Origin of the sequence: Nonomuraea antimicrobica, assembly GCF_039536965.1 — a bacterium.
In the GTDB taxonomy this organism is placed as follows: domain Bacteria; phylum Actinomycetota; class Actinomycetes; order Streptosporangiales; family Streptosporangiaceae; genus Nonomuraea; species Nonomuraea antimicrobica.
In genome coordinates this window covers 11,145-30,644 of the sequence record NZ_BAAAZP010000007.1, presented here as the reverse complement: position 1 = coordinate 30,644, position 19,500 = coordinate 11,145, and the positions used below count along the sequence as shown (strand labels likewise).

Sequence of the window (19,500 nt, the reverse complement as noted above, 5' to 3'; positions counted from 1 at the left end):
TGACCTTGCAGCCGTAGAGGTCCTTGTCGGACGTCTTGTCGACACTGCGGTCGAAATAGACCCCCGAAGAGCGGATGAGCTGGGAGACCACGACACGCTCGGTGCCGTTGATGACGAAGGTGCCCTTCGGCGTCATGAGCGGGAAGTCACCCATGAACACCGTCTGGCTCTTGATCTCACCGGTGGTGTTGTTGATGAACTCCGCCGTCACGAACATCGGGGCGGAGAAGGTCATGTCCTTCTCTTTGCACTCGTCTACGGAGTACTTCGGCGGCTCGAACCGGTGATCGCGGAACGACAAGGACATGGTCCCCGAGAAGTCCTCGATGGGACTGATCTCTTCGAAGATCTCTTCGAGGCCCGACTGGGTCGGGACGTTCCTGCGCCCGGCCTGGCGAGCCGCCTCTACCCGGGCCTTCCACCTCTCGTTTCCGAGCAGCCAGTCGAACGACTCGGTCTGCAGGGCGATGAGGTCGGGAACTTCGAGAGGCTCCTGGATGCGCGAAAAAGAGACGCGACGGGGGCCGGCGGGTACGGCGGAGGCGTTGCGCGAGGCTGCCAACAGATGTCCTTCCGAGGCTCACAGCGGACTGACGGACACGCACGCCGGACAACCTCGCAACACGAGCGGGTGGAGCGGGTCGTCACCAAGGCAGCGTGGACATGAGAGTACTCGCTCTGATGTAATTTGTCCACGCTGACGCCGACCCCACGATCTCGGTCGTAGCACCATGATGACGTACGCCGCCCGCCTTGTCAATCTGCCGCATCGGGCTCTCAGGAGCAGCCCGGACGCGGCGGCGCGCGGCCGGTCCTGGCGCGGGTGGTACGGCTCGGCACCGGCGAGGGCGGTCGAAGCCGGTGCGCACGTCGGAGGTCAGGAGGTCGGGAGGTCGAAGTCTGGTGATCGTCTTCGGGACGGTTACAGTCCCTTCCGTGTCCACCAACAGCAAGCCCCGCGTCACCATCGACCACGTGGCGCGCGCGGTGGGGGTCTCTCGCCAGACGGTGTCCCGGGCGATCAACAACAAGTCGGAGATCGACCCCGGGACCCGGCAGCGCATCCTCGACGCGGCCCGCGCGATGGGCTACCGCCCCAGCCGGTTCGCCCGCGGGCTGGTGCGCCAGCACCTCATCACGGTCGGCCTCGTCATCGCCGACGTGCTCAACCCGTTCTTCCCCGAGGTCACGGCGGGCGTGCTGGAGGCGGCCGAGCACCGGGGCTGGCAGGTCGTGGTCTACACGACCAACAGTGACCACCGCAAAGAGCTGGAGGTCGTGGACCTGCTGATCGAGCAGGTCGACGTCGGGGTGGCGTTCCTGCTCCACCAGGACGCGATCGTCAAGGCCGCGGGAGCGGGCCTGCCGTTCATCCTGCTCGACAAGGGTGACCGGGCGCCGGAGGTGCCGGGCGTGCGCATCGACTTCGAGTCCGGCGTACGGCAAGGGCTGGAGCACCTCCTCGACCGCGGCCACCGCAGGATCGCGATGATCGACGACGTGACGTACCTGTCGGTGGTGGGGCCCGATCCGCGCCGGGAGGTGTACCTGAAGGTCATGGCCGAGCGCGGCCTGCCGGTCGACGCCGGGTGGATCCAGCCCGCGCACAACTCCGTCGAGGGCGGGGCCGAGGCGATGGGACGGCTGCTGGCGGCGCGGCCCGACGTGACCGCGGTGTTCGCCTACAACGACGTGATCGCGATCGGGGCGCAGCGCCGCGCCGCCGAGCTGGGCCTGCGGATCCCGCGTGACTGCGCGTTCCTCGGCTTCGACGGCCTGACCGTCGGGGAGTTGGTGGAGCCGCCGCTGACCACCCTGCACATCGACAAGCGGCGGCTCGGCGAGATCGCCGTCGAACAGGCGGCGCTGCTGCTCGGCGGGCCTGAAGAGCGCGTCGCCGAGGACGCCGTGATCCGCCCGGAGCTCGTCGTGCGCGGCTCCACGTGACCTGACACCCGTCTCCGGCTCCGGCGGCTCGTGCCCGGCCGGTGTCCCGGGAATGACCGGTCGCCGTCCTGGACCGGGGTCCGGATCCCGGCCCACACTGGCGACCGGCGGGCCGGGGCCGCTCACCGGGCGCGACCGGCGTCGTTCCGGCTGTGCACGGTGTTCTCGTCGCGCTCTTGGTTCCCGCTGCGCAGGGTGCGCACGGGTGACCGGCCCGCGGGGAGGAGCGGCATGACACACGTGCTGATCGTCGGCGCCGGACCGACCGGGCTGACGCTGGCCGTCGAACTCGCCCGCAGAGGCGTCGGCATGCGCATCGTGGAGCGTTCCCCGGGGCCCGCCACCGGGGTGCGCGCCAAAGGGCTGCAGCCGCGCACCTTGGAGGTGTTCGACGACCTCGGGGTCATCGGGGAGGTGCTGGCCACCGGGGGCGAGTACCCGCCGGTGCGGGCGTACCGGGGGGAGGAGGTGACCTGGGAGGGGCGGATGGACCGCCTGCGGGAGCCGTCCCCGCGGGCCCCCTACCCGAACATGATCGTGCAGCCGCAGTGGCGCACCGAGCGGATCCTGCGCGACCGGCTGGCCGAGCTGCGGCACCGGGTGGAGTTCGGGGCCGAGCTGACCGGGTTCGAGCAGGACGAGTCCGGCGTGACCGCCACGCTCGGCACGGGCGAGACCGTCCGCTGCTCCTACCTGGTGGGCGCGGACGGCGGGCGCAGCACCGTACGCAGGCGGCTGGGCGTGCCCTTCGCGGGCAGCACGTCCGAGAACGAGCACATCCTGCTGGCCGACGTGCGGACCCGCGACCTGGACCGCGACCACTACCACATGTGGGCCGTGGCGGAGCCGGGCATGCACCTGTCCCTGTGCCCGCTGCCGCACACGGACGTCTTCCAGATCATCGCCGCCCACCGGGGCGTGGACGACCTGCCCGCGGTCGTGGCCTCCTACGCGCCGCACGTGCGCCTGGACGAGGTCCTGTGGCGCTCGGAGTACCGGGTCAACGTCCGGATGGCGGAGCGGTTCCGGGTGGGACGGGTGTTCCTGGCGGGCGACGCGGCGCACGTGCACTCCCCGGCGGGCGCGCAGGGGCTCAACACCGGCGTGCAGGACGCCTACAACCTGGGCTGGAAACTGGCCGCCGGGTCGGCGGCGCTGCTGGACACGTACGAGGCCGAGCGGCTGCCGGTGGCCGGGCACGTACTGCGGCTGAGCACCGACCTGCACCGGCGCGAGGACGTCGTGCTCGGCGACGGGACCGACCAACTGGGCCTGGCCTACCCCGGCAGCCCGCTGTCGGTGGGCGAGCGGGGCGGGCGGCGGCTGGGCGCGCTCTTCCGCGAGCAGCGCGGCACGGGCTTCCTGCTGCTGGGCGACGTCACGGACGATCACGGGCTGCGCGCGCTGCCGTCACCGGAGGGGCGTCCTGGCGTGCTGCTCGTCCGGCCGGACGGCTACGTCGGTTACCACGGGGACGAGAGCGGGCTCGGGGCGTACCTGTCGGCGTGGGGAATCGCCGCGCCCCCTGCCGCGCGGTGAGGCACCCCGATGCCCCGGCGTTCACGCCGAATGTCCGCCGAATGTCCGCCGAACAACCTGGCCGCCCCTTTTCCCGGCGACGAAGAATCAGAAACGCAGGTGACCTGCATCGTTTCCGCATCGTTTCCGCGGCGAAAAGGAGTGAACGTGGTGAAGAAGCTGGCCTATCGGGCCGCCACCGTGATGGGGCTGAACAAGGGCAAGATGGGCGGCCGTTACCACTGGTTCTGGTAATCGATCGCCACGGTGGCCGGCCGGACCCGTCCGGCCGGCCACCCGGCGGGAAAGGACGGCGCGGCCCATGGCGGCACCAGCGCGAAGCTTGATACCGGGCCCCACGGGGCGCCGGCTGCGGGACCACACCTACGAGTACGAGCGCGACCGGCTCGGTTTCCTCACCCGCTGCCACGAGGAGTTCGGCGACGTGTTCCGGTTCAGCCCGATGACCGTGGTGGTCGGGCACCCGGACACCGTTCACGACCTCTTTCTGCGGACCAATGTCGATTTCCGCACCGAGGGCTCGCTGTTCTCCGGCGACCGCACTCCGGCTGCGGCGCAGACGCGCGAGACCGACGTGAACATGCTCGCCCGGAGAAAGGGCTGGCGGGGCGTCAACAAATCGGCCGCCGCGGCGCACGGCGCGCGTTTTCTCGGGCATCTGGACAGCGCCGTCCGCGATTCCGGCGGCCGGGCGGTCGAGGTGCTCGCGATGATGAAGGAGTTCTTCGGGCTCGCGGTCGCCGACTACTGCCTCGGCGGCCACGGTGACGACGTGACGGACGTCGCGGAGGCCGTCGACGTGAGCGCGAAGACGTCGGTCCGGCTCATGGCCAGCTCGCTGAGCCTGCCCCGCTGGCTGCCGCTGCCGGTCGTCTCCCGGGTCAGGAAGGCGGAGCGGCGGGCGCTGGCGCTGCTCGGGGACGTGGTCGCGGCGCGGCTGGCGGAGCCGGTGGCGGCGGAGCCCCGGGACCTGCTCGACGTGCTCCACGCCCACCTCGGCACGCCCACCGGCGCAGGACGGCACGGGGCGCACGGCGGCGCGGCCCTCGACGCCGTCGCCATCGCCCGCCTGGTGGACGTCGTCATGCGCGCCTCGCACGGCGTTCCAGGCGCCACGACGGCGTGGGCGCTGCGGGAGCTCGCCCTCCGGCCCCGCCACCTGGAGCGGGTCCGCGCCGAGCGGGACGCCGTACGGGCGGCGGCGCGCGGCGACCACGTCACACCCGCGGACCTGCCCTTCACCGCCGCCTTCGTCAACGAGCTGCTGCGCGCCTACCCGCCGACCTGGCTCATGGGGCGGTGGGTGCACCGGGACACCACCCTGGCCGGGTACGACCTGCGGCGCGGCCAGCAGGTGATGGCCAGCGCCTACCACGTGCACCGGGACCCGCGGTGGTGGCACGACCCCGGCGAGTTCCGGCCGGAGCGCTGGCTGGAGGGGGAGCGCCCGTACGAGGGGCGCGCGTACTTCCCGTTCGGCGCGGGGCCGCGCGTCTGCTTCGGCAACCAGCTCGGCCTGGCGCAGCTCACGCTCGCCATCGCCTGGCTGGCCGACCGGTACGACGTCGAGGTGCTCAACGCCGCCGAGGCGTCTCCCGCGGCGCGGGAACTGCTCGTCCCCCTGGGACTCAAGGCGCGGTTTCTGCCGCGCGCGCGGGCGGGCTGACGGTCCACCACAACGCCGCACACCCGTCGGCCTGTCTGGGGAGTAGCTGCGATGACGGCTCTGACCTGGCCTTTCGCCTCCCCTAGGGAGAACCCCTTAGTCGTGGGGCAGTACACGCGCGGCCCGGCGTACGCGGGAAGACGCAGGCCGGGTGTCTCCGTGGGCCTGACGCCCGCCGCTGCCGATTTCGTCAGTCTGAACCCAGACGGAATCGACATCGACAGGGAGTACCCCATGACCACCGCCGTCCAGAACCTGATCTCCAAGCTGGGAGCCTGGCTGTCCCGGCACAGCATCGACGTCCTGCGCGTCAGCCTCGGCCTGGTCTTCGTGGCCTTCGGCACGCTCAAGTTCTTCCCGGGGGTGAGCCCGGCGGAGGCGCTGTCGGTGGCCACGCTGGAGAAGCTGTCGCTGGGCCTGCTGTCCGGCTACGCGGCCCAGTTCGTGATCGCCGGGATGGAGGTCTTCATCGGCCTCACGCTGATGACCGGCAGGCTGCTGAAGACCGGGCTCGTCGTGCTGGCCGGGGCGCTGGCCGGGTTCTTCGCGCCGTACGTGCTGTTCTTCACCGACCTCTTCCCGGGGGCGCCGACACTGGAGGCGCAGTACATCTTCAAGGACATCGTGCTGGCCGCCGCGGCCATGGTGGTCGCCGCCCGCGCCCTCGGCGCCCGGCTGGTCCCGGCCGGAGGTCAGCAGTCCCCGGCGGCCACCGTGACTCCGGCCGCGTGGTCGCGGACCAGGTCGTGGAACCGGTAGCGGGAGGGCGCGGGCTCCTGCACGAGATGGACGTCCAGCAACTGGTCCAGCAGCCGCCGCGCCCGCGCCACGGTCGTGTCCTGGACCGCGGCGGCCTCGTCGAGTCCGAACTCGGCCCCGGCGCGCACACCCAGCAGCCGGTACGCCCGCCGCAGCTCCCCGGGAAGCCGCCGGTACGACAGGTCCAGAGCGGCGGTGACGCTGTGCCGCCCGGCCGCCAGCTCGGCCGTCCGGTCGTCCCTCAACCGGTCCAGCAGGTGCCGCACGCTCCAGGCGGGACGCGTCTGGAGCCGGACGGCGGCGATGCGGAGGGCGAGCGGGAGGCGTCCGCACCGCTCCACGGTCTCGGTCAGGACGTCCGCCGTCGCCTCCCCGGCCCGTTCCGGCCCGGCCATGCGGGTGAACAGGGCGATCGCCTCCGCCGGCGGCGGGACGTCCAGCGACAGGGCGCGGGTGTCGTCGAGGCCGATCAGGCGGCGCCTGCCGGTGACGATGAGCCGGCAGCCCGGTCCCGCGGGCAGGAGCGGGCGCACCTGGTCGGCGTCGGAGGCGTCGTCCAGCACGATCAGGACCCGGCGGTCGGCCACCACGCCGCGGTAGAGCGCGGCGCGGTCCTCCACGTCGCAGGGGATGCGCCGGTCGGGGACGTCGAGGGCGAGCAGCAGGCGGGCCAGCGCGTCGCCGGGCTCGACCGGCACCGCGCCGGTGTGGCCGTGCAGGTTCAGGAAGAGCTGCCCGTCGGGGAAGCGGGGCGCGAGCCGGTGGGCGGCGTGCACGGCCAGCGCCGTCTTGCCGACCCCGGCCATGCCGTCGATGGTGGTGACCGCGGCCGTGTTCGGGTGCTCGTGCCGTTCGAGGGCCGTCAGCTCGCGTCCCCGGCCGACGAACGCCGCCACGTCCGCCGGCAGTTGCCGCGGCACGCTGATGGCGGCGCGCGGCGACCCGGTCGTCACCGGCTCACGCCCCTCGCCGGGGCCTGGCAGGCCGCGGGCGGTGGCGGCCAGCATCGCGCGCTCCTCGCCGTCCAGGCCCAGCGCCTGCGCCAGCAGCACGATCGACGTGGCGCGCGGCTGCTGGAGCTCGCTGCTCTCCAGGCGGCGCACGGTCCGCACGTTGAGGTCGGCCCGCTCGGCCAGTTGCTCCTGCGTCAGCATCGCCCGCTCCCGCCACCCGCGCAGCAACGTCCCCAACGTCGCCAGGCGGGGCACGGCGGACGCTCGCTCCACGGTCACCGCGCGGCTCCGGCGCAGGCCGCCGCCGGTGTTGTGAGTCTGGTGCTCATGGTCGATCGACACCCCCGTCTCTGATCGCCGGCCCCCGGCCGGTGAGATCCCGGCTCCATCGAAGACATGTTCGGGCCGTCCCACCACCGCTCGGACGAAAGCGCACGGAATTGGACGGATCCGGAGACGGCGGGGTACGGCCAAGACCGGCGGCCTCCCGTCCCCCCGAAGTCGTTTGATCGACATCGCCGCGATTGGCCAGAATGAGGGCCATGGGTGTGGGTGACGAGGGCGGCCACCGCCCGCCGCCGGCGGGCCCGGTCCCGCAGTTCGCCCATGAGGTGTGCCCCTACCAGGGGCTGGTGCCGTTCGAGACCGAGAAGAGCGAGCTCTTCTTCGGGCGCGCGCGGGCGACGCGCAACCTCCTCGACCGCCTGGCGCCGCGCCTGGCCGAGCACGGGTCCATCCTGCTGGTCTCGGGCGCCTCGGGGGTCGGCAAGTCGTCGCTGCTGCGGGCGGGGCTCGTGCCGGCGCTGGCGGAGGGGATGCTGCCGGTCGCCGGGTCCCGGCGGTGGCCGCGCGTGCTCATCACGCCGACCTCGACGCCGTTACGGGCGCTGGCCGAAGGGTGGGCGCGGGCGTTCGGCGGCCGGGCCGAGGCGGTGTACGAGCACCTGCGCGACGATCCCGGGCGCACGCCGCCAGGGATGCCGGCGGGGACGCCGTCAGGGACGCCCGGGACGGACGCGCGGCTCGTGCTCGTGGTCGACCAGTTCGAGGAGCTGTTCGTCCTGGTGGCCGACGAGGGGGAGCGCCAGGCGTTCGTGACGGCCCTGCACGCCCTGGCCGAGGGACCACCGCGGGCCGCCGTGATCATCGGCGTGCGCGCCGACTACTGGGACCGCTGCGCGGCCTACCCGCAGTTCGCCCAGGCCATCCAGGACGGCCAGGTCATCGTGGAGCCGATGGCGGAGGCGGATCTGCGGCTGGCCATCACCGGCCCCGCCGCCGCTGTCGGCCTCGAACTCGAACCCGGCCTGGTGGAGACCATCCTCGACGAGCTGCGCGCCGATCGGCCCGCCCGCGACCGCTTCGAGACCGCCGCCCTGCCGCTCCTCTCGCAGGCCCTGCGCAACACCTGGGAGCGACGGGTGGAGGGACGGCTGACCGTCCGCGGCTACGAGGAGTCCGGCCGGGTTCGCGACTCCGTCCGCCGCACCGCCGACGAGGTGCTCGGGCGGCTGACCCCCGAGGACCGCAAGGCCACGCTCCGGATCTTCCGGCGCATGACGCTGATCACCGCGGGCGGGCGGATGGCGCGGCGCAGGGCGGGGCTGGCCGAGCTGCACGCGGCCGCGTCGGCGCACTCGGCGCAGCGGCGGGACCGGGTGGCGGAGCTGTTGTCCGCGTTCGCCGGTCAGCGCCTGCTCACCCTGCACGAGGACACCGCCGAGATCGCCCACGACGCGCTCCTGACCGCCTGGCCGACCCTGCGCCAATGGCTCGAACCCGACTTCACCGCCCAGGGGGTGTACGACCGGCTCGTCGAGGACGCCGCCGAATGGGCCGAGAACCATCGTGATGCCGCGTTCCTCTACCGGGGCGCCCGGTTGCTGGCGGTCGACGACAGCCGCCCCCGCTGGGAACGCGACCCCGACAGCTTCCCGCCGCCCGGCCCCACCGTGGACGGCTTCGTCGCGGCCTCGGCGCGAGCGGCGCGCAGGGCGGGCCGCCGCCGCGCCCTCGTCATGGCCGGCCTCGCGGCGCTGACGGTCGTCGCCCTGGTCGCGGCCGGTGTCGCCGTCAACGCCGCGGACGAGGCCGACCTGCAACGCAGGCGGGCGCTCTCGCGTCAGCTCGTGGCGCAGAGCGAGGTCGTCGCCGATCCGGTCACCGCCTCCCTGCTCGCCGTGGCGGCCTGGCGGATCGACCCCACGCCCGAGGCCCGCCACCGCCTGCTGACCGCGGCGGCGCAGCCGGGCCGCGGATCCTTCACGGGCGGCGGTGGCTCCGTGACCGACCTGCAGTTCACCCGTGACGGGACGACCGTCGTCACCATGAGCAAGGACCACGCCGTGCGGTTGTGGGACACGGCGTCGCGCCGCCAGATCGGCGCTCCGATCGTGCACCCGGGGCCGGGGTGCGTCGGCGGCGCCGCCGCGGCCATCAGCCCCGACGGGCGGACGCTGGCCGTGGCGTGCTTCCGTACCGTCCTGTTCTGGGACGTGTCCACCCGCCGGCAGGCGGACGTCCCGCTGGAGATCAAGGCTTCCGCCGAGACCCTGGACTCCGTCCGGGTGCTGGCCTTCAGCCCCGACGGGCGGACGCTCGCGGCCGGGTCCTACGAGGGCACCGTACGGCTGCTGGACGTGGCCGCCCGCCGCCAGATCGGCGACCCCCTCGGCCGCCCCGACCGGAAGACGGGCGGCCGGGCCGTCAACGCGCTGGCCTTCACCCCCGACGGGAAACGACTGGTCAGCGCCGGGGCCGACGGGACCGCGCGGCTGTGGGACCTGAGCGCGTACCGGCAGGTGGGCAGCACGTTCTCCGGGCACACCGACGCCGTCCACGACGTCTCCATCAGCCCCGACGGCGCCACCCTCGCCACCGCGAGCACCGACGGCACCTCCCGGCTGTGGAGCCTCGGCACCCACCGCCAGCTCGGCGCCGCGCTCCGCGAGCCGGACGGCCGCCTGGGCTTCTACGGGATCGAGTTCAGCCCCGACGGCGGGCGGGTCGTCACCGCCGGGGCCGACGGCTTCACCCGGCTCTGGGACGTCGCGGGCCGGCAGTCGGTCGGCCCCCCGCTCGCCGACAAGCGGGTGCCCGTCACGAGGGTGGCGTTCAGCCCCGACGGGCGGACCCTGGCCGCCGCGGACGACGACGGCGTGGTGTGGCTGTGGGACCCGGTGAGCCACCGGCAGCTCGGGGCCGCGATGCCCGCGATGTCGGCCGTCGCCTTCAGCCCCGACGGGAAGACGCTGGCCGCCCCCGGCCCCGCCGTCGCCCCCGCCTCACCGGTCTCCGACCGTGCGGTCCGGCTCTGGGACGTGGCCGGTCAGCGGGAGACCGGCCCCCGCCTCGATCCGGGGACGAGCCGGGGTGGCTTCTACGACCTCAGGTTCGCCCCCGACGGCAGGACGCTCATCACCGCGCACATCGGCGGCGACGTCCAGCGGTGGGACACCGCCACCCGCGGCAGAATCGGCCCTCCCGTCTACGCCGACAAGGAGCGCTGGCAGGTGGAGATCAGTCCCGACGGCCGCACCCTCGCCGTCCACCACTCCGGCTCCGTCGGGATCTGGGACGTCGCGGGCGGCCGCGAGCTGGGCCCCCGCCTCGCGGTCGCCGGGCCCACCGGCTTCGCCACGGCGACGGCCTTCAGCCCCGACGGGTCCCTGCTGGCCGTCGCGGGCCGTGACGGCACGGTGCGGTTCTTCGACGTGGCCGGCCGCCGGCAGGTGGGGGCTCCGCTGGCCGCCGCCGTCGACGGGCTGCCCGACGACCTGGCCTTCAGCCCCGACGGGAAGACGCTGGCCGGCACGGCCGCCAACGGCACCGTCCGGCTGTGGGACGTGGCGGGCCGTCGTCAGATCGGCGCCGCCCTGACCGGGCACACCGACTTCGTGCTCGCGCTCGCGTTCAGCCCCGACGGCAGGACGCTCGTCACCGGCTCGGGCGACCGTACCGCCCGGGTGTGGGACGTACGGACCCAGCGCCAGATCGGGCCCCCGCTGACCGGGCACACCGGCTACGTGGACGAGGTCGCGTACAGCCCCGACGGCACCACCGTCGCCACCGTGAGCACCGACCGCACCGCCCGGCTGTGGAACGTCGCGATCCCCGCCGACCCCGCCGCCGCCGTCTGCGCCGCCGCAGGACGCTCCCTCACCCGGGCAGAGTGGAGCCGTTACGTGTCGGGCGAGGAATTCCAGGAAGTGTGCGGGTAGATGCTCCTGAGGGGTTTTCTGCGTCGGGTGGGTAAGCCCGTCCCCGAGTTGGTGGCGCTGTTCCGCTCGATCGTCGCGGAGGGCAGGGAGATCCACCCGATGGCCTCCGACTTCCTCGAGCACTTCATGGACGGGGGCGGCGCCGCGCGGACGATGTCGCTGCGCTGGCTGCGCTCGTTCAAGGTGATCAAGAAGGCCGAGCGCCGCAACCAGCGCCGCTTCGAGCGGCAGCTCACGCGGGCGGCGCGGCTGCTCGACGACGGAGCCTCCACCTGGCTGAAGGACCACTGGGACGCGCGGATCAACGCGTTCATCGGCACCGAGCTGTTCTACGTGAGCAGGATGAGCCTGTTGCGCTCGGAGGGCTCGTTCGTGCTGACCCGGGGCGGGAGCGAGGTGCGGGTGTCCGGCACGGTCCGCCACCACTGGTTCGACCCCTACGACTGGGACCGCGGTCGATGGGTCTACATCCCGCGGCACGGGTTCGTGCCCATCGCGGTCGGCCGGGACCTGGTCGAGTCCGACGAGGCACGCAACTTCCTGATGGAGTCACGTCATGTCCAGACGCTGGCGGGCACCTGCCGCGACGGCCAATGGCCCCGGCGGGGGAGGGCGAGGTTCGAGTGGTCGCTGGTGAGGAAGGGGCGGTGATGGCCGAGGACCGTCCCGCGCCGCCCGATCCCGCCGAGGCCGCGAGCGCCGCGGAGTTCGTCGGGTCGCTGGTGCGGCTCAGGCAGTGGGCGGGCGAGCCGTCGCTGAGCAGGCTGCGGGCGCTCGGCGGTCAGACGGTGTCCACCGACGGGGTCGCCGTCGACGCGCTGCCCAAGAGCACGACCTCACATGTCCTGCGGCAGACCGACCGGCTGCCGCGATGGGATTTCGTCCGCGCCTTCGTCACCGCCTGCCTGCGCTTCTGCGACTACCCGGGCGAGCTGATCCCCGGTGAGCTCGAACGCTGGCGGGTGGCCAGGACCGCACTCGCCGGTCAGGCCGCTCCCGCGCCGCCGCCGGCCGCTGCCGAGCCGGTCGCGGGTCCGGGTGCGGGGGCGGGTGGCCGTCCCGCGACGGATTCCGCCGTCGAGCTGCTGGCGCGGCGGGTGGCCAGGGAGGAGGACCGGGCGCGCAAGGGGCTGCTCGGCGGCTACAGCGTCGCGCCGGTCTCCTTCGGGCCGGACGCCGCCCCCACCCCCCACGACGACGCACTCGGCGAGCCCGCGGACGACCTGCACACGGTCGGCGGGTTCTTCACCGGCCTGCGGTCGCAGCGCCTGCTGGTCGTGGGCGAGTCGGGGGCGGGCAAGACGGTGCTCGCCATCGAGCTGGTCCTGCAACTCCTGGAGCCGTTCCTGACCACGGGCGAGCACCCGCCGATGGTGCCCGTACGCCTGAACGCCGCCCGCTGGACCCTGCGCACCCCGTTCGAACCCTGGCTGGCCCAGCAGCTCGAACACGACTTCGGGCTCGCGGCCAAGGACGCGGAACGGCTGGTACGCGACCGCCGGGTGCTCCCGGTGCTGGACGGGCTGGACGAGCTGGACCCCGAACCGTCCGCCGGGCCGCCCCGCCGCGCGATCGGCCTGCTGACCGAGCTGAACCGCTACAGCGACCTGTCCGGACGGCGGCCCGGCGCGGTGGTCGTGATCTGCCGGGCCGACCGCCACGCCGAGCTGTCCGGCGCCCGCGTCGGCCTCGACCACGCCACCCGGGTCCACCTGCACGACCTGACCCTCGAACAGATCGACGACTACCTGCACACCCGCTGGCCCGACGGTCACCCCTGTGACGTGCACCGCGACGGCATCCGCGCGGCGCTGTCCGGCGCGCTGCCCGGCCCCTCGACCTCGGGGACGGCCGTCCGCATCGCCCTGGCCACCCCGTGGCGGCTGCTGCTGACCGTGACCGCCGTGGAGTCCGGCGCCGACCCGGCCGACCTGCTGCGCGCCGACCCGCACCCCGACCCGCGGGTGGCCGCCGCGCGGATCGCCCGCAGGCTGCTCTGCGCGTACGTCCCCGCGGCCACGAAACTCACCCCGCGCACCGCGAACGGCACCCCGTACCGGCCGGAACAGGTGCGGTCCTGGCTGGTGAACCTGGCCTCCCACCTGCGCTGGCAGGCCGCCTACACCGCGGGGAAGGACCGGGCGCCGCCAGGACTGACGCCGATCGACCTCGTCCCGCACCTGCTGTGGCCGATCGGCGGGCGCGGCCGGGTCCGGGCGCTGCACTGCCTGTGCTGCGTGCTCTTCGCGGTCGTCGCCATGCTGGCGTTCTGGGCGGGTTCGGCCGTCGACGGCCCCGGTGACCTGCGTGGCCGGCCCGACGCGGGGCAAGGGCTCACGTTGGCGCTCATGGCGGGCTGGGTGGCCATCGCCACCGGCCTGTCGCTGTCGCCGTGGCCGTCCGCCGCCGGCGGGCGCGGCGACGTCCCGCGCAGGCGGCGCGTGATCGGCGGTCTGCTCGGCGCCCTGGCGGGCGGCCCCTCAGGGGCGCTCTGCGGCTTGGCCGGGCTCGCGCTGACCGAGGGCAGGGTCTTCGGGCCGGTCTTCGCCGTGGTCGCGGGCGCGATCGGGGGAGCGGTGCTCGGGGCGGTCATCGGCCTGACCGCCGCCGCGCGGTACGGGGCCGAGCGCATGACCGTCGCCGAGGCGGTCCGCGCCGAGCCGGTCACGCTGCTGGGCTTCGGACTGTGCGGCGCGCTCACGGGGCTGCCGCCGCTGCGCCTCGCGGGTGCGGGTCCCGTATCCCTGGCCGCGGAGGTCGTGGGGGCCTTCACCCTGGCCTTCGCGCTCGGGGTGGCCTTCAAGATCGCCACGGGCGGCTGGAGCGAGGACACGGAGCTGGCCCACCCGAGAGAGGCCCTGCACCGCAACCCCATGATCGGAGTGGCCTTCGGGCTCACCGGCGGCGTCGCCGCCTTCCTCGTCTTCGTCATGAACCAGGACGTCGTCGCGTCGCTGGTGTGCGCGCTCGTCGGCGGTGTGACGTTCGGCCTGGCCTTCGGCGCGATCGCCTGGTCCCGTACCATGATCGGGCTGGTCGTCGCGGCCGCGCGCGGCCTGCTCCCGCTGAGGCTGTGGACGTTCCTCGACTGGGCCTGCGAGGCCCGGCTGCTGCGCGTCAGCGGCGCCACCTACCAGTTCAGGCACCGCGAGCTCCAGGACTTCCTCACCCCGTCCGAGGGCGACTGAGGCCGCCCCCGGGCAGACGGGAGCGGCCGCCGCCATGGAGGCGACGGCCGCGTGTGCCCATCCCCGGTCAGGCCGTGGCCCGGCCCAGGCCGCGCAACTGGTCGGGGGTCAGCGCGGAGACGTTCTGGTCGATGGGGACGTCGGTGTACTGGTGGATGGTCCAGGACTTCCAGTCGGCAGGCGGGGCGAGCACGCCCTTGTCCCGGCTGTAGTGGGCGACCCAGAGCGGATACTGCTCAAGGCCCTTGCCGTAGGCGTCGGCGAAGTTCCAGCCGCTGTAGAACATCGGGGTGACCCCGGTCTTGGCCTTCACGTACGACAGCCACGTCTTGGCCCAGGCGTTGACCTCGGCGACGGACTTGCCGTCGGTCGTCTCCAGGTCCAGGACCAGCAGGTCGCCGCGCTTGGCGGGCTGGGAGTTCACCACCGACAGGAAGTGGTTGGCCTCGGCGATGGGGTCCTGGGCGGGGTGACCGTAGTGGTACGCGCCGCGCACGATGCCCTTGTCGCCCAGCTCACGCCAGTGCCTGGCGAACGAGGCGTCGCGGAAGTCCGTGCCCTCGGTGGCCTTGATGATGCCGAACTGGGCGGAGCTGGTGGCCCAGTTGTAGAGGGGCTCGTAGTTGGAGATGTCCAGGCCGTAGGTGAGCGCCCCGGCCTCCTCGCCGGTGCTCTGACGGCTCTCCTGCTGGGAGGCGTGGGCTGGGCCGTGGTCGTTGGCCGAGGCGAGCGCCGCGCCGGCCACGCCCGTGATGGCGGTGGTCGCTGCCAGGATCGCGCCGCCGACGGCCAGGGCGAAGTGCTCGGCGGGGCGTTTCTTCTTGGTGATCGCGGCAAGCCAGGGCTTGAGCATGAGCGGATTGACTCCTTGCTTCCATGCCGCCTACCGGGTTAGCTGACGGGTTCGGGACTGGAAGTGCCCTACGGGCTCGGCCTGGGCCGGCGTCCGATTCACCCCAGAAGGTGGGTCCCCGGTTCCGCGGGTGGCGGATTCGGCGGCCGCGCGTCGTCATCGGGCGGAGGCCCTGGACGGCGTACGGTCCGGTCAACGTCGCGGTAACGACTCGATGAGCTGGGGGTCAACGGGTGCACCGCAGCTCACAAAGTACAGATTTTCCTAAACAGGCCGCAAGTGGGGCAAAACCTTCCATGTCGCCCAGAGCCGAGAAACCCCTGCCAGTACGCGGATTCGAGGCCGGGTAAAGTTTCCCGCTCGCGCAAGCGCAAGCCCTCTGAGGGGCAAAATTCCCCGCCTTTCCGCCCGTGGCGCGGCAGGCGGGCCGCCGGCCTCGGGGCCGCCCGCGGTTGCCCGGAATACCATAGGGGGGTATGGTGTTGTTCCGGCGGCCGAGGAAAGAGGTGGACATGGCCGGATACAGCCACAACAAGCAGGACCACGCGCTGCGCCTGCGCCGCGTCGAGGGGCAGATTCGCGGCCTGCAGCGCATGGTCGACGAGGACAAATACTGCATCGACATCCTCACCCAGGTGTCGGCGGCGACGAGTGCGCTGAAGTCGTTCTCCCTGTCGCTGCTGGAGGAGCACCTGGCCCACTGCGTCGCCGAGGCCGCCCAGAAGGGCGGGCCGGAGGCGGAGGCCAAGGTCAAGGAAGCCACCGACGCCATCGCCAGACTCGTACGTTCCTGACCGGACCGGATTGAAGGAGAGATCGCTATGAGCACCACCGCCACCTACACCGTCAAGGGCATGACCTGCGGCCACTGCGTGAGTTCGGTCAAGGAGGAGGTCGGCGAGGTGGCCGGGGTCACCCAGGTGGAGGTCGACCTGGCGACCGGGCTGCTGACCGTGGACAGTGACGGCTCCGTCGACCCGGCGAAGATCGTCGCCGCGGTGGAGGAGGCCGGTTATGAGGTGGCGAACCGGTGAACACCGCGACCAAGCTGGGCTCGTACGTGCTGGGGCTGGCCGTCGTCTTCGGCGGCGCCCTGGGGGTGGGCAACGCGGTGGGCCCGATCGGGGCTCCCGCGTCTATGACGGAGGACCACACCTCCATGACGGGCGCCGCGCCGACGCCCGCCGCGAGCCCGAGCGCGAGCGAGGGGCACGGGGAGCACGCCACCACCCAACAGGCGACAGAAGATACCCCCGGGGGGCTCCAAGTGTCGGAGAACGGCTACACCCTCAACCCGCTCACCACGACGATCAAGCCCGGCGAGCCGGCCGACTTCCGCTTCACCGTGAGCGGCCCCGACGGCGAGCCGGTCACCGGCTACCAGGTCGAGCACGACAAGAAGCTGCACTTCATCGTCGTGTCGCGAGACCTGGAGAGCTTCCTGCACCTCCACCCCGAGATGACGCCGGACGGCGTCTGGTCGGTCGGGCTGACGCTGCCGGAGGCCGGGCCGTACCGGGCCTTCGCCGACTTCACGCCCACCGGCGGCAGCGCGCTGACGCTGGGTGCCGACCTGGCCGTGGCGGGCGACTACCGGCCCGAGGCGCTGCCGGGAGAGACCCGTACGGCGACCGTCGACGACTACACCGTCACCCTCGACGGCGACCTGACCCCCGGGCAGTCGAGCAGGCTCACCCTCAAGGTGAGCAAGGACGGCGAGCCGGTCACCGACCTGCAGCCCTACCTCGGCGCCTACGGCCACCTGGTGGCCCTGCGCGCCGGCGACCTGGCCTACCTGCACGTCCACCCCGACGGCGAGCCCGGCGACGGAAAGACGAAGGCCGGCCCCGAGGTCGTCTTCTTCGCCGAGGTGCCCAGCACCGGCGACTACCGGCTGTTCCTGGACTTCCAGCACGACGGCGAGGTCCGTACGGCGAGTTTCACCCTCGGAGCGGGCGAGCGTCCGCAGGCGCCCGCGCCCGCGTCGAGCGGGCACGCCGACGACGGCCATGACCACTGAACGGCCCACAGAACGGCCCACAGAACGGCCCATGGAACGGCCACTGAACGAGAGAAAGGAGAATGGTGATGTCCCAGGTCACCGATGACCGGCACAACGCGGTCGAGCTCTCGATCGGCGGCATGACCTGCGCCTCGTGCGCCAACCGCATCGAGCGCAAGCTCAACAAGATGGACGGCGTGACCGCCACGGTCAACTACGCCACGGAGAAGGCGAAGGTCACCTTCCCCGAAGGTGTCGACCCGGCGCAGCTCGTGGCCGAGGTGGAGAAGGCCGGTTACACGGCCGCGCTGCCCGCCCCGCCCCAGCCCGAGGAGGCCGGGCGCGAACCGGCGGACGACGAGCTCCAGCCGCTGCGCAACCGGCTGATCACCTCGGTGGTGCTGGCGGTGCCGGTGATCGCGATGGCGATGATCCCGCCGTTGCAGTTCACCAACTGGCAGTGGCTGTCGCTGGTGCTGGCCGCGCCCGTGGTGGTCTACGCCGGGTGGCCGTTCCACAAGGCCGCCTGGACCAACCTGCGGCACGGCGCGGCCACGATGGACACGCTCATCTCCATCGGCACGCTCGCCGCGCTCGGCTGGTCGCTGTGGGCGCTGTTCTTCGGGACGGCGGGCGTGCCGGGCATGACGCATCCGTTCGCGTTCACGATCGAGCGCACCGACGGCTCCGGCAACATCTACCTGGAGGCCGCGGCGGGCGTCACGGCGTTCATCCTGGCCGGGCGCTACTTCGAGGCCCGTTCCAAGCGCCGCGCCGGCGCCGCGCTGCGGGCCCTGCTGGAGCTGGGCGCCAAGGACGTGGAGCTGGCCGACGGGCGGCGCGTGCCGGTCGAGCGGCTCAAGGCGGGCGACCGGTTCGTGGTCCGGCCGGGCGAGAAGATCGCCACCGACGGCGTGGTCGAAGAGGGCTCCTCGGCCGTGGACGCCTCGATGCTGACCGGCGAGTCCGTGCCGGTCGAGGTCGGGGTGGGCGACGCCGTCACCGGCGCGACCGTGAACGCGGGCGGACGACTGGTCGTCCGCGCCACCCGGGTCGGCGCCGACACGCAGCTCGCCCAGATGGCCAGGCTCGTGGAGGACGCGCAGACCGGCAAGGCCCAGGTGCAGCGGCTCGCCGACCGCATCTCGGGCGTCTTCGTACCGATCGTGATCGCGCTGGCGCTCGGCACACTGGGCTTCTGGCTCGGCACCGGCGGCGGGGCGGGCGCGGCCTTCACCGCGGCGGTCGCGGTGCTGATCATCGCCTGCCCGTGCGCTCTCGGCCTGGCCACCCCGACCGCGCTGCTGGTCGGCACCGGCCGGGGCGCCCAGCTCGGCATCCTGATCAAGGGGCCGGAGGTGCTCGAGTCCACCCGCCGGATCGACACGATCGTGCTGGACAAGACCGGTACGGTCACCGCGGGCAAGATGACGCTGACGGCCGTCCACCTGGCGGAGGGCGAGCGGGAGGAGGAGGTGCTGCGCCTGGCCGGAGCGCTGGAACACGCCTCCGAGCACCCGATCGCCCAGGCCGTCGCCAAGGCCGCCGCCGCCCGCGTCGGCACGCTGCCCGCGCCGGAAGACTTCGCCAACGTCGAAGGGCTCGGCGTGCAGGGCATCGTGGACGGCCACGCGGTGCTGGTCGGCCGCCCGCAACTGCTGGCCGAGTGGTCCCAGCACCTGCCGGACGACCTCTCCGCGGCCTTGGCCGACGAGCAGGCCAAGGGCCGCACCGCGGTCGCGGTCGGCTGGGACGGCCAGGCCCGCGCCGTGCTCGTCGTGGCCGACGTGGTCAAGCCGACCAGCGCGGAGGCCATCGTCAGGCTGCGCGCCCTCGGTCTGACGCCGGTGCTGCTGACCGGCGACAACGAGGCCGTGGCCAGGACGGTGGCGGCCGAGGTGGGCATCGACGAGGTGATCGCCGAGGTGCTGCCCGCCGAGAAGGTCGACGTGGTCAAGCGGCTGCAGTCCGAGGGCAAGGTCGTGGCCATGGTGGGCGACGGGGTCAACGACGCCGCCGCGCTCGCCCAGGCCGACCTGGGGCTGGCCATGGGCACCGGCACCGACGCCGCCATCGAGGCGAGCGACCTCACCCTCGTACGGGGGGACCTGAGGGTGGCGGCCGACGCGATCCGGCTGTCGCGCCGTACGCTGGCGACGATCAAGGGGAACCTGTTCTGGGCGTTCGCGTACAACGTGGCCGCCCTGCCGTTGGCCGCGATGGGGCTGCTCAACCCGATGATCGCGGGTGCGGCGATGGCGTTCTCCAGCGTGTTCGTGGTCGGCAACAGCCTGCGGCTCCGCCGCTTCGCCCCGCCGCGCCCGGCCGCCGACCTGCCGGACGACCACCCGTCCGCCCTGCCGACCGCCCTGC

The 19,500-nt window shown here is 73.1% G+C and carries 14 protein-coding genes, 1 pseudogene and 1 riboswitch; of the genes and pseudogenes, 12 read left to right on the top strand and 3 right to left on the bottom strand.

Features of this window, described 5'->3' with window-relative positions:
- Nucleotides 1-562, bottom strand: a pseudogene (locus ABD844_RS02170) (DNA-directed RNA polymerase subunit beta); the annotation flags it as partial.
- Between the two features lie 374 nt (nucleotides 563-936).
- Between ABD844_RS02170 and ABD844_RS02165 the strand changes: the two are divergent.
- The 5 genes from ABD844_RS02165 to ABD844_RS02145 all read left to right on the top strand — a co-directional run bounded on the left by ABD844_RS02165 (nucleotide 937) and on the right by ABD844_RS02145 (nucleotide 5,911).
- On the top strand, nucleotides 937-1,947 hold the full coding sequence (locus ABD844_RS02165) for a LacI family DNA-binding transcriptional regulator (protein WP_344872349.1): 1,011 nt from the start codon (nucleotides 937-939) through the stop codon (nucleotides 1,945-1,947).
- 231 nt (nucleotides 1,948-2,178) lie between these two features.
- The gene (locus ABD844_RS02160) at nucleotides 2,179-3,486 is read left to right on the top strand and encodes an FAD-dependent monooxygenase (RefSeq protein ID WP_344872347.1); all 1,308 of its coding nucleotides are present in this window, start codon (nucleotides 2,179-2,181) and stop codon (nucleotides 3,484-3,486) included.
- 30 nt (nucleotides 3,487-3,516) lie between these two features.
- Nucleotides 3,517-3,720, top strand: coding sequence for a hypothetical protein (locus tag ABD844_RS02155; RefSeq protein ID WP_344872345.1), 204 nt, complete (start codon nucleotides 3,517-3,519; stop codon nucleotides 3,718-3,720).
- Nucleotides 3,721-3,787: 67 nt separating this feature from the next.
- A complete protein-coding gene (locus tag ABD844_RS02150) occupies nucleotides 3,788-5,152 on the top strand; it encodes a cytochrome P450 (protein ID WP_344872343.1) in 1,365 nt (454 codons plus the stop codon).
- A gap of 234 nt (nucleotides 5,153-5,386) precedes the next feature.
- Complete coding sequence (locus ABD844_RS02145) at nucleotides 5,387-5,911, top strand: DoxX family protein (RefSeq protein ID WP_344872341.1); 525 nt, start codon at nucleotides 5,387-5,389, stop codon at nucleotides 5,909-5,911.
- Here the strand turns inward: ABD844_RS02145 and ABD844_RS02140 are convergent.
- The gene (locus ABD844_RS02140; protein WP_344872339.1) at nucleotides 5,845-7,206 is read right to left on the bottom strand and encodes an ATP-binding protein; all 1,362 of its coding nucleotides are present in this window, start codon (nucleotides 7,204-7,206) and stop codon (nucleotides 5,845-5,847) included. The genes ABD844_RS02145 and ABD844_RS02140 overlap by 67 nt on opposite strands.
- Before the next feature lie 200 nt (nucleotides 7,207-7,406).
- Here ABD844_RS02140 and ABD844_RS02135 point away from each other — a divergent pair, with 200 nt between their 5' ends.
- Genes ABD844_RS02135 through ABD844_RS02125 form a run of 3 tightly spaced genes read left to right on the top strand, consistent with a single transcriptional unit; the run spans nucleotide 7,407 to nucleotide 14,272 of the window.
- Nucleotides 7,407-11,084, top strand: a complete 3,678-nt coding sequence (locus tag ABD844_RS02135; RefSeq protein WP_344872337.1) for an NACHT and WD repeat domain-containing protein — start codon at nucleotides 7,407-7,409, stop codon at nucleotides 11,082-11,084.
- Nucleotides 11,085-11,111: 27 nt separating this feature from the next.
- Complete coding sequence (locus tag ABD844_RS02130; RefSeq protein ID WP_344872335.1) at nucleotides 11,112-11,735, top strand: hypothetical protein; 624 nt, start codon at nucleotides 11,112-11,114, stop codon at nucleotides 11,733-11,735.
- Entirely contained in the window at nucleotides 11,735-14,272 is a 2,538-nt protein-coding gene (locus ABD844_RS02125) for an NACHT domain-containing protein (RefSeq protein WP_344872333.1), read from the top strand. The genes ABD844_RS02130 and ABD844_RS02125 overlap by 1 nt, the downstream gene beginning before the upstream one ends.
- Before the next feature lie 67 nt (nucleotides 14,273-14,339).
- Here ABD844_RS02125 and ABD844_RS02120 read toward each other — a convergent pair whose 3' ends face one another.
- Nucleotides 14,340-15,125, bottom strand: coding sequence for a glycoside hydrolase family 25 protein (locus ABD844_RS02120; RefSeq protein ID WP_344872331.1), 786 nt, complete (start codon nucleotides 15,123-15,125; stop codon nucleotides 14,340-14,342).
- Nucleotides 15,126-15,137: 12 nt separating this feature from the next.
- Nucleotides 15,138-15,280: riboswitch (cyclic di-AMP (ydaO/yuaA leader) on the bottom strand.
- Between the two features lie 357 nt (nucleotides 15,281-15,637).
- Between ABD844_RS02120 and ABD844_RS02115 the strand changes: the two genes are divergently transcribed.
- From ABD844_RS02115 to ABD844_RS02100, 4 genes are all read left to right on the top strand, one after another.
- Nucleotides 15,638-15,919, top strand: a complete 282-nt coding sequence (locus tag ABD844_RS02115; protein ID WP_344872351.1) for a metal-sensitive transcriptional regulator — start codon at nucleotides 15,638-15,640, stop codon at nucleotides 15,917-15,919.
- 27 nt (nucleotides 15,920-15,946) lie between these two features.
- A complete protein-coding gene (locus ABD844_RS02110) occupies nucleotides 15,947-16,159 on the top strand; it encodes a heavy-metal-associated domain-containing protein (protein ID WP_344872329.1) in 213 nt (70 codons plus the stop codon).
- Nucleotides 16,156-17,145 carry a hypothetical protein gene (locus ABD844_RS02105; RefSeq protein ID WP_344872327.1) on the top strand — a complete coding sequence of 330 codons (990 nt, stop codon included), beginning with the start codon at nucleotides 16,156-16,158 and terminating at the stop codon, nucleotides 17,143-17,145. Before ABD844_RS02110 ends, ABD844_RS02105 begins: the two co-directional genes overlap by 4 nt.
- 68 nt (nucleotides 17,146-17,213) lie before the next feature.
- The coding region (locus tag ABD844_RS02100) for a heavy metal translocating P-type ATPase (protein ID WP_344872325.1) at nucleotides 17,214-19,500 on the top strand (2,287 nt) is incomplete at its 3' end.

Coding starts and splice junctions, on each gene's coding strand:
- ABD844_RS02115 (WP_344872351.1), top strand. CDS start 15,638: ATGGCCGGATACAGCCACAACAAGCAGGACCACGCGCTGCGCCTGCGC.
- ABD844_RS02125 (WP_344872333.1), top strand. CDS start 11,735: ATGGCCGAGGACCGTCCCGCGCCGCCCGATCCCGCCGAGGCCGCGAGC.
- ABD844_RS02145 (WP_344872341.1), top strand. CDS start 5,387: ATGACCACCGCCGTCCAGAACCTGATCTCCAAGCTGGGAGCCTGGCTG.
- ABD844_RS02160 (WP_344872347.1), top strand. CDS start 2,179: ATGACACACGTGCTGATCGTCGGCGCCGGACCGACCGGGCTGACGCTG.
- ABD844_RS02120 (WP_344872331.1), bottom strand. CDS start 15,125: ATGCTCAAGCCCTGGCTTGCCGCGATCACCAAGAAGAAACGCCCCGCC.
- ABD844_RS02110 (WP_344872329.1), top strand. CDS start 15,947: ATGAGCACCACCGCCACCTACACCGTCAAGGGCATGACCTGCGGCCAC.
- ABD844_RS02155 (WP_344872345.1), top strand. CDS start 3,517: ATGTCCGCCGAATGTCCGCCGAACAACCTGGCCGCCCCTTTTCCCGGC.
- ABD844_RS02135 (WP_344872337.1), top strand. CDS start 7,407: ATGGGTGTGGGTGACGAGGGCGGCCACCGCCCGCCGCCGGCGGGCCCG.
- ABD844_RS02150 (WP_344872343.1), top strand. CDS start 3,788: ATGGCGGCACCAGCGCGAAGCTTGATACCGGGCCCCACGGGGCGCCGG.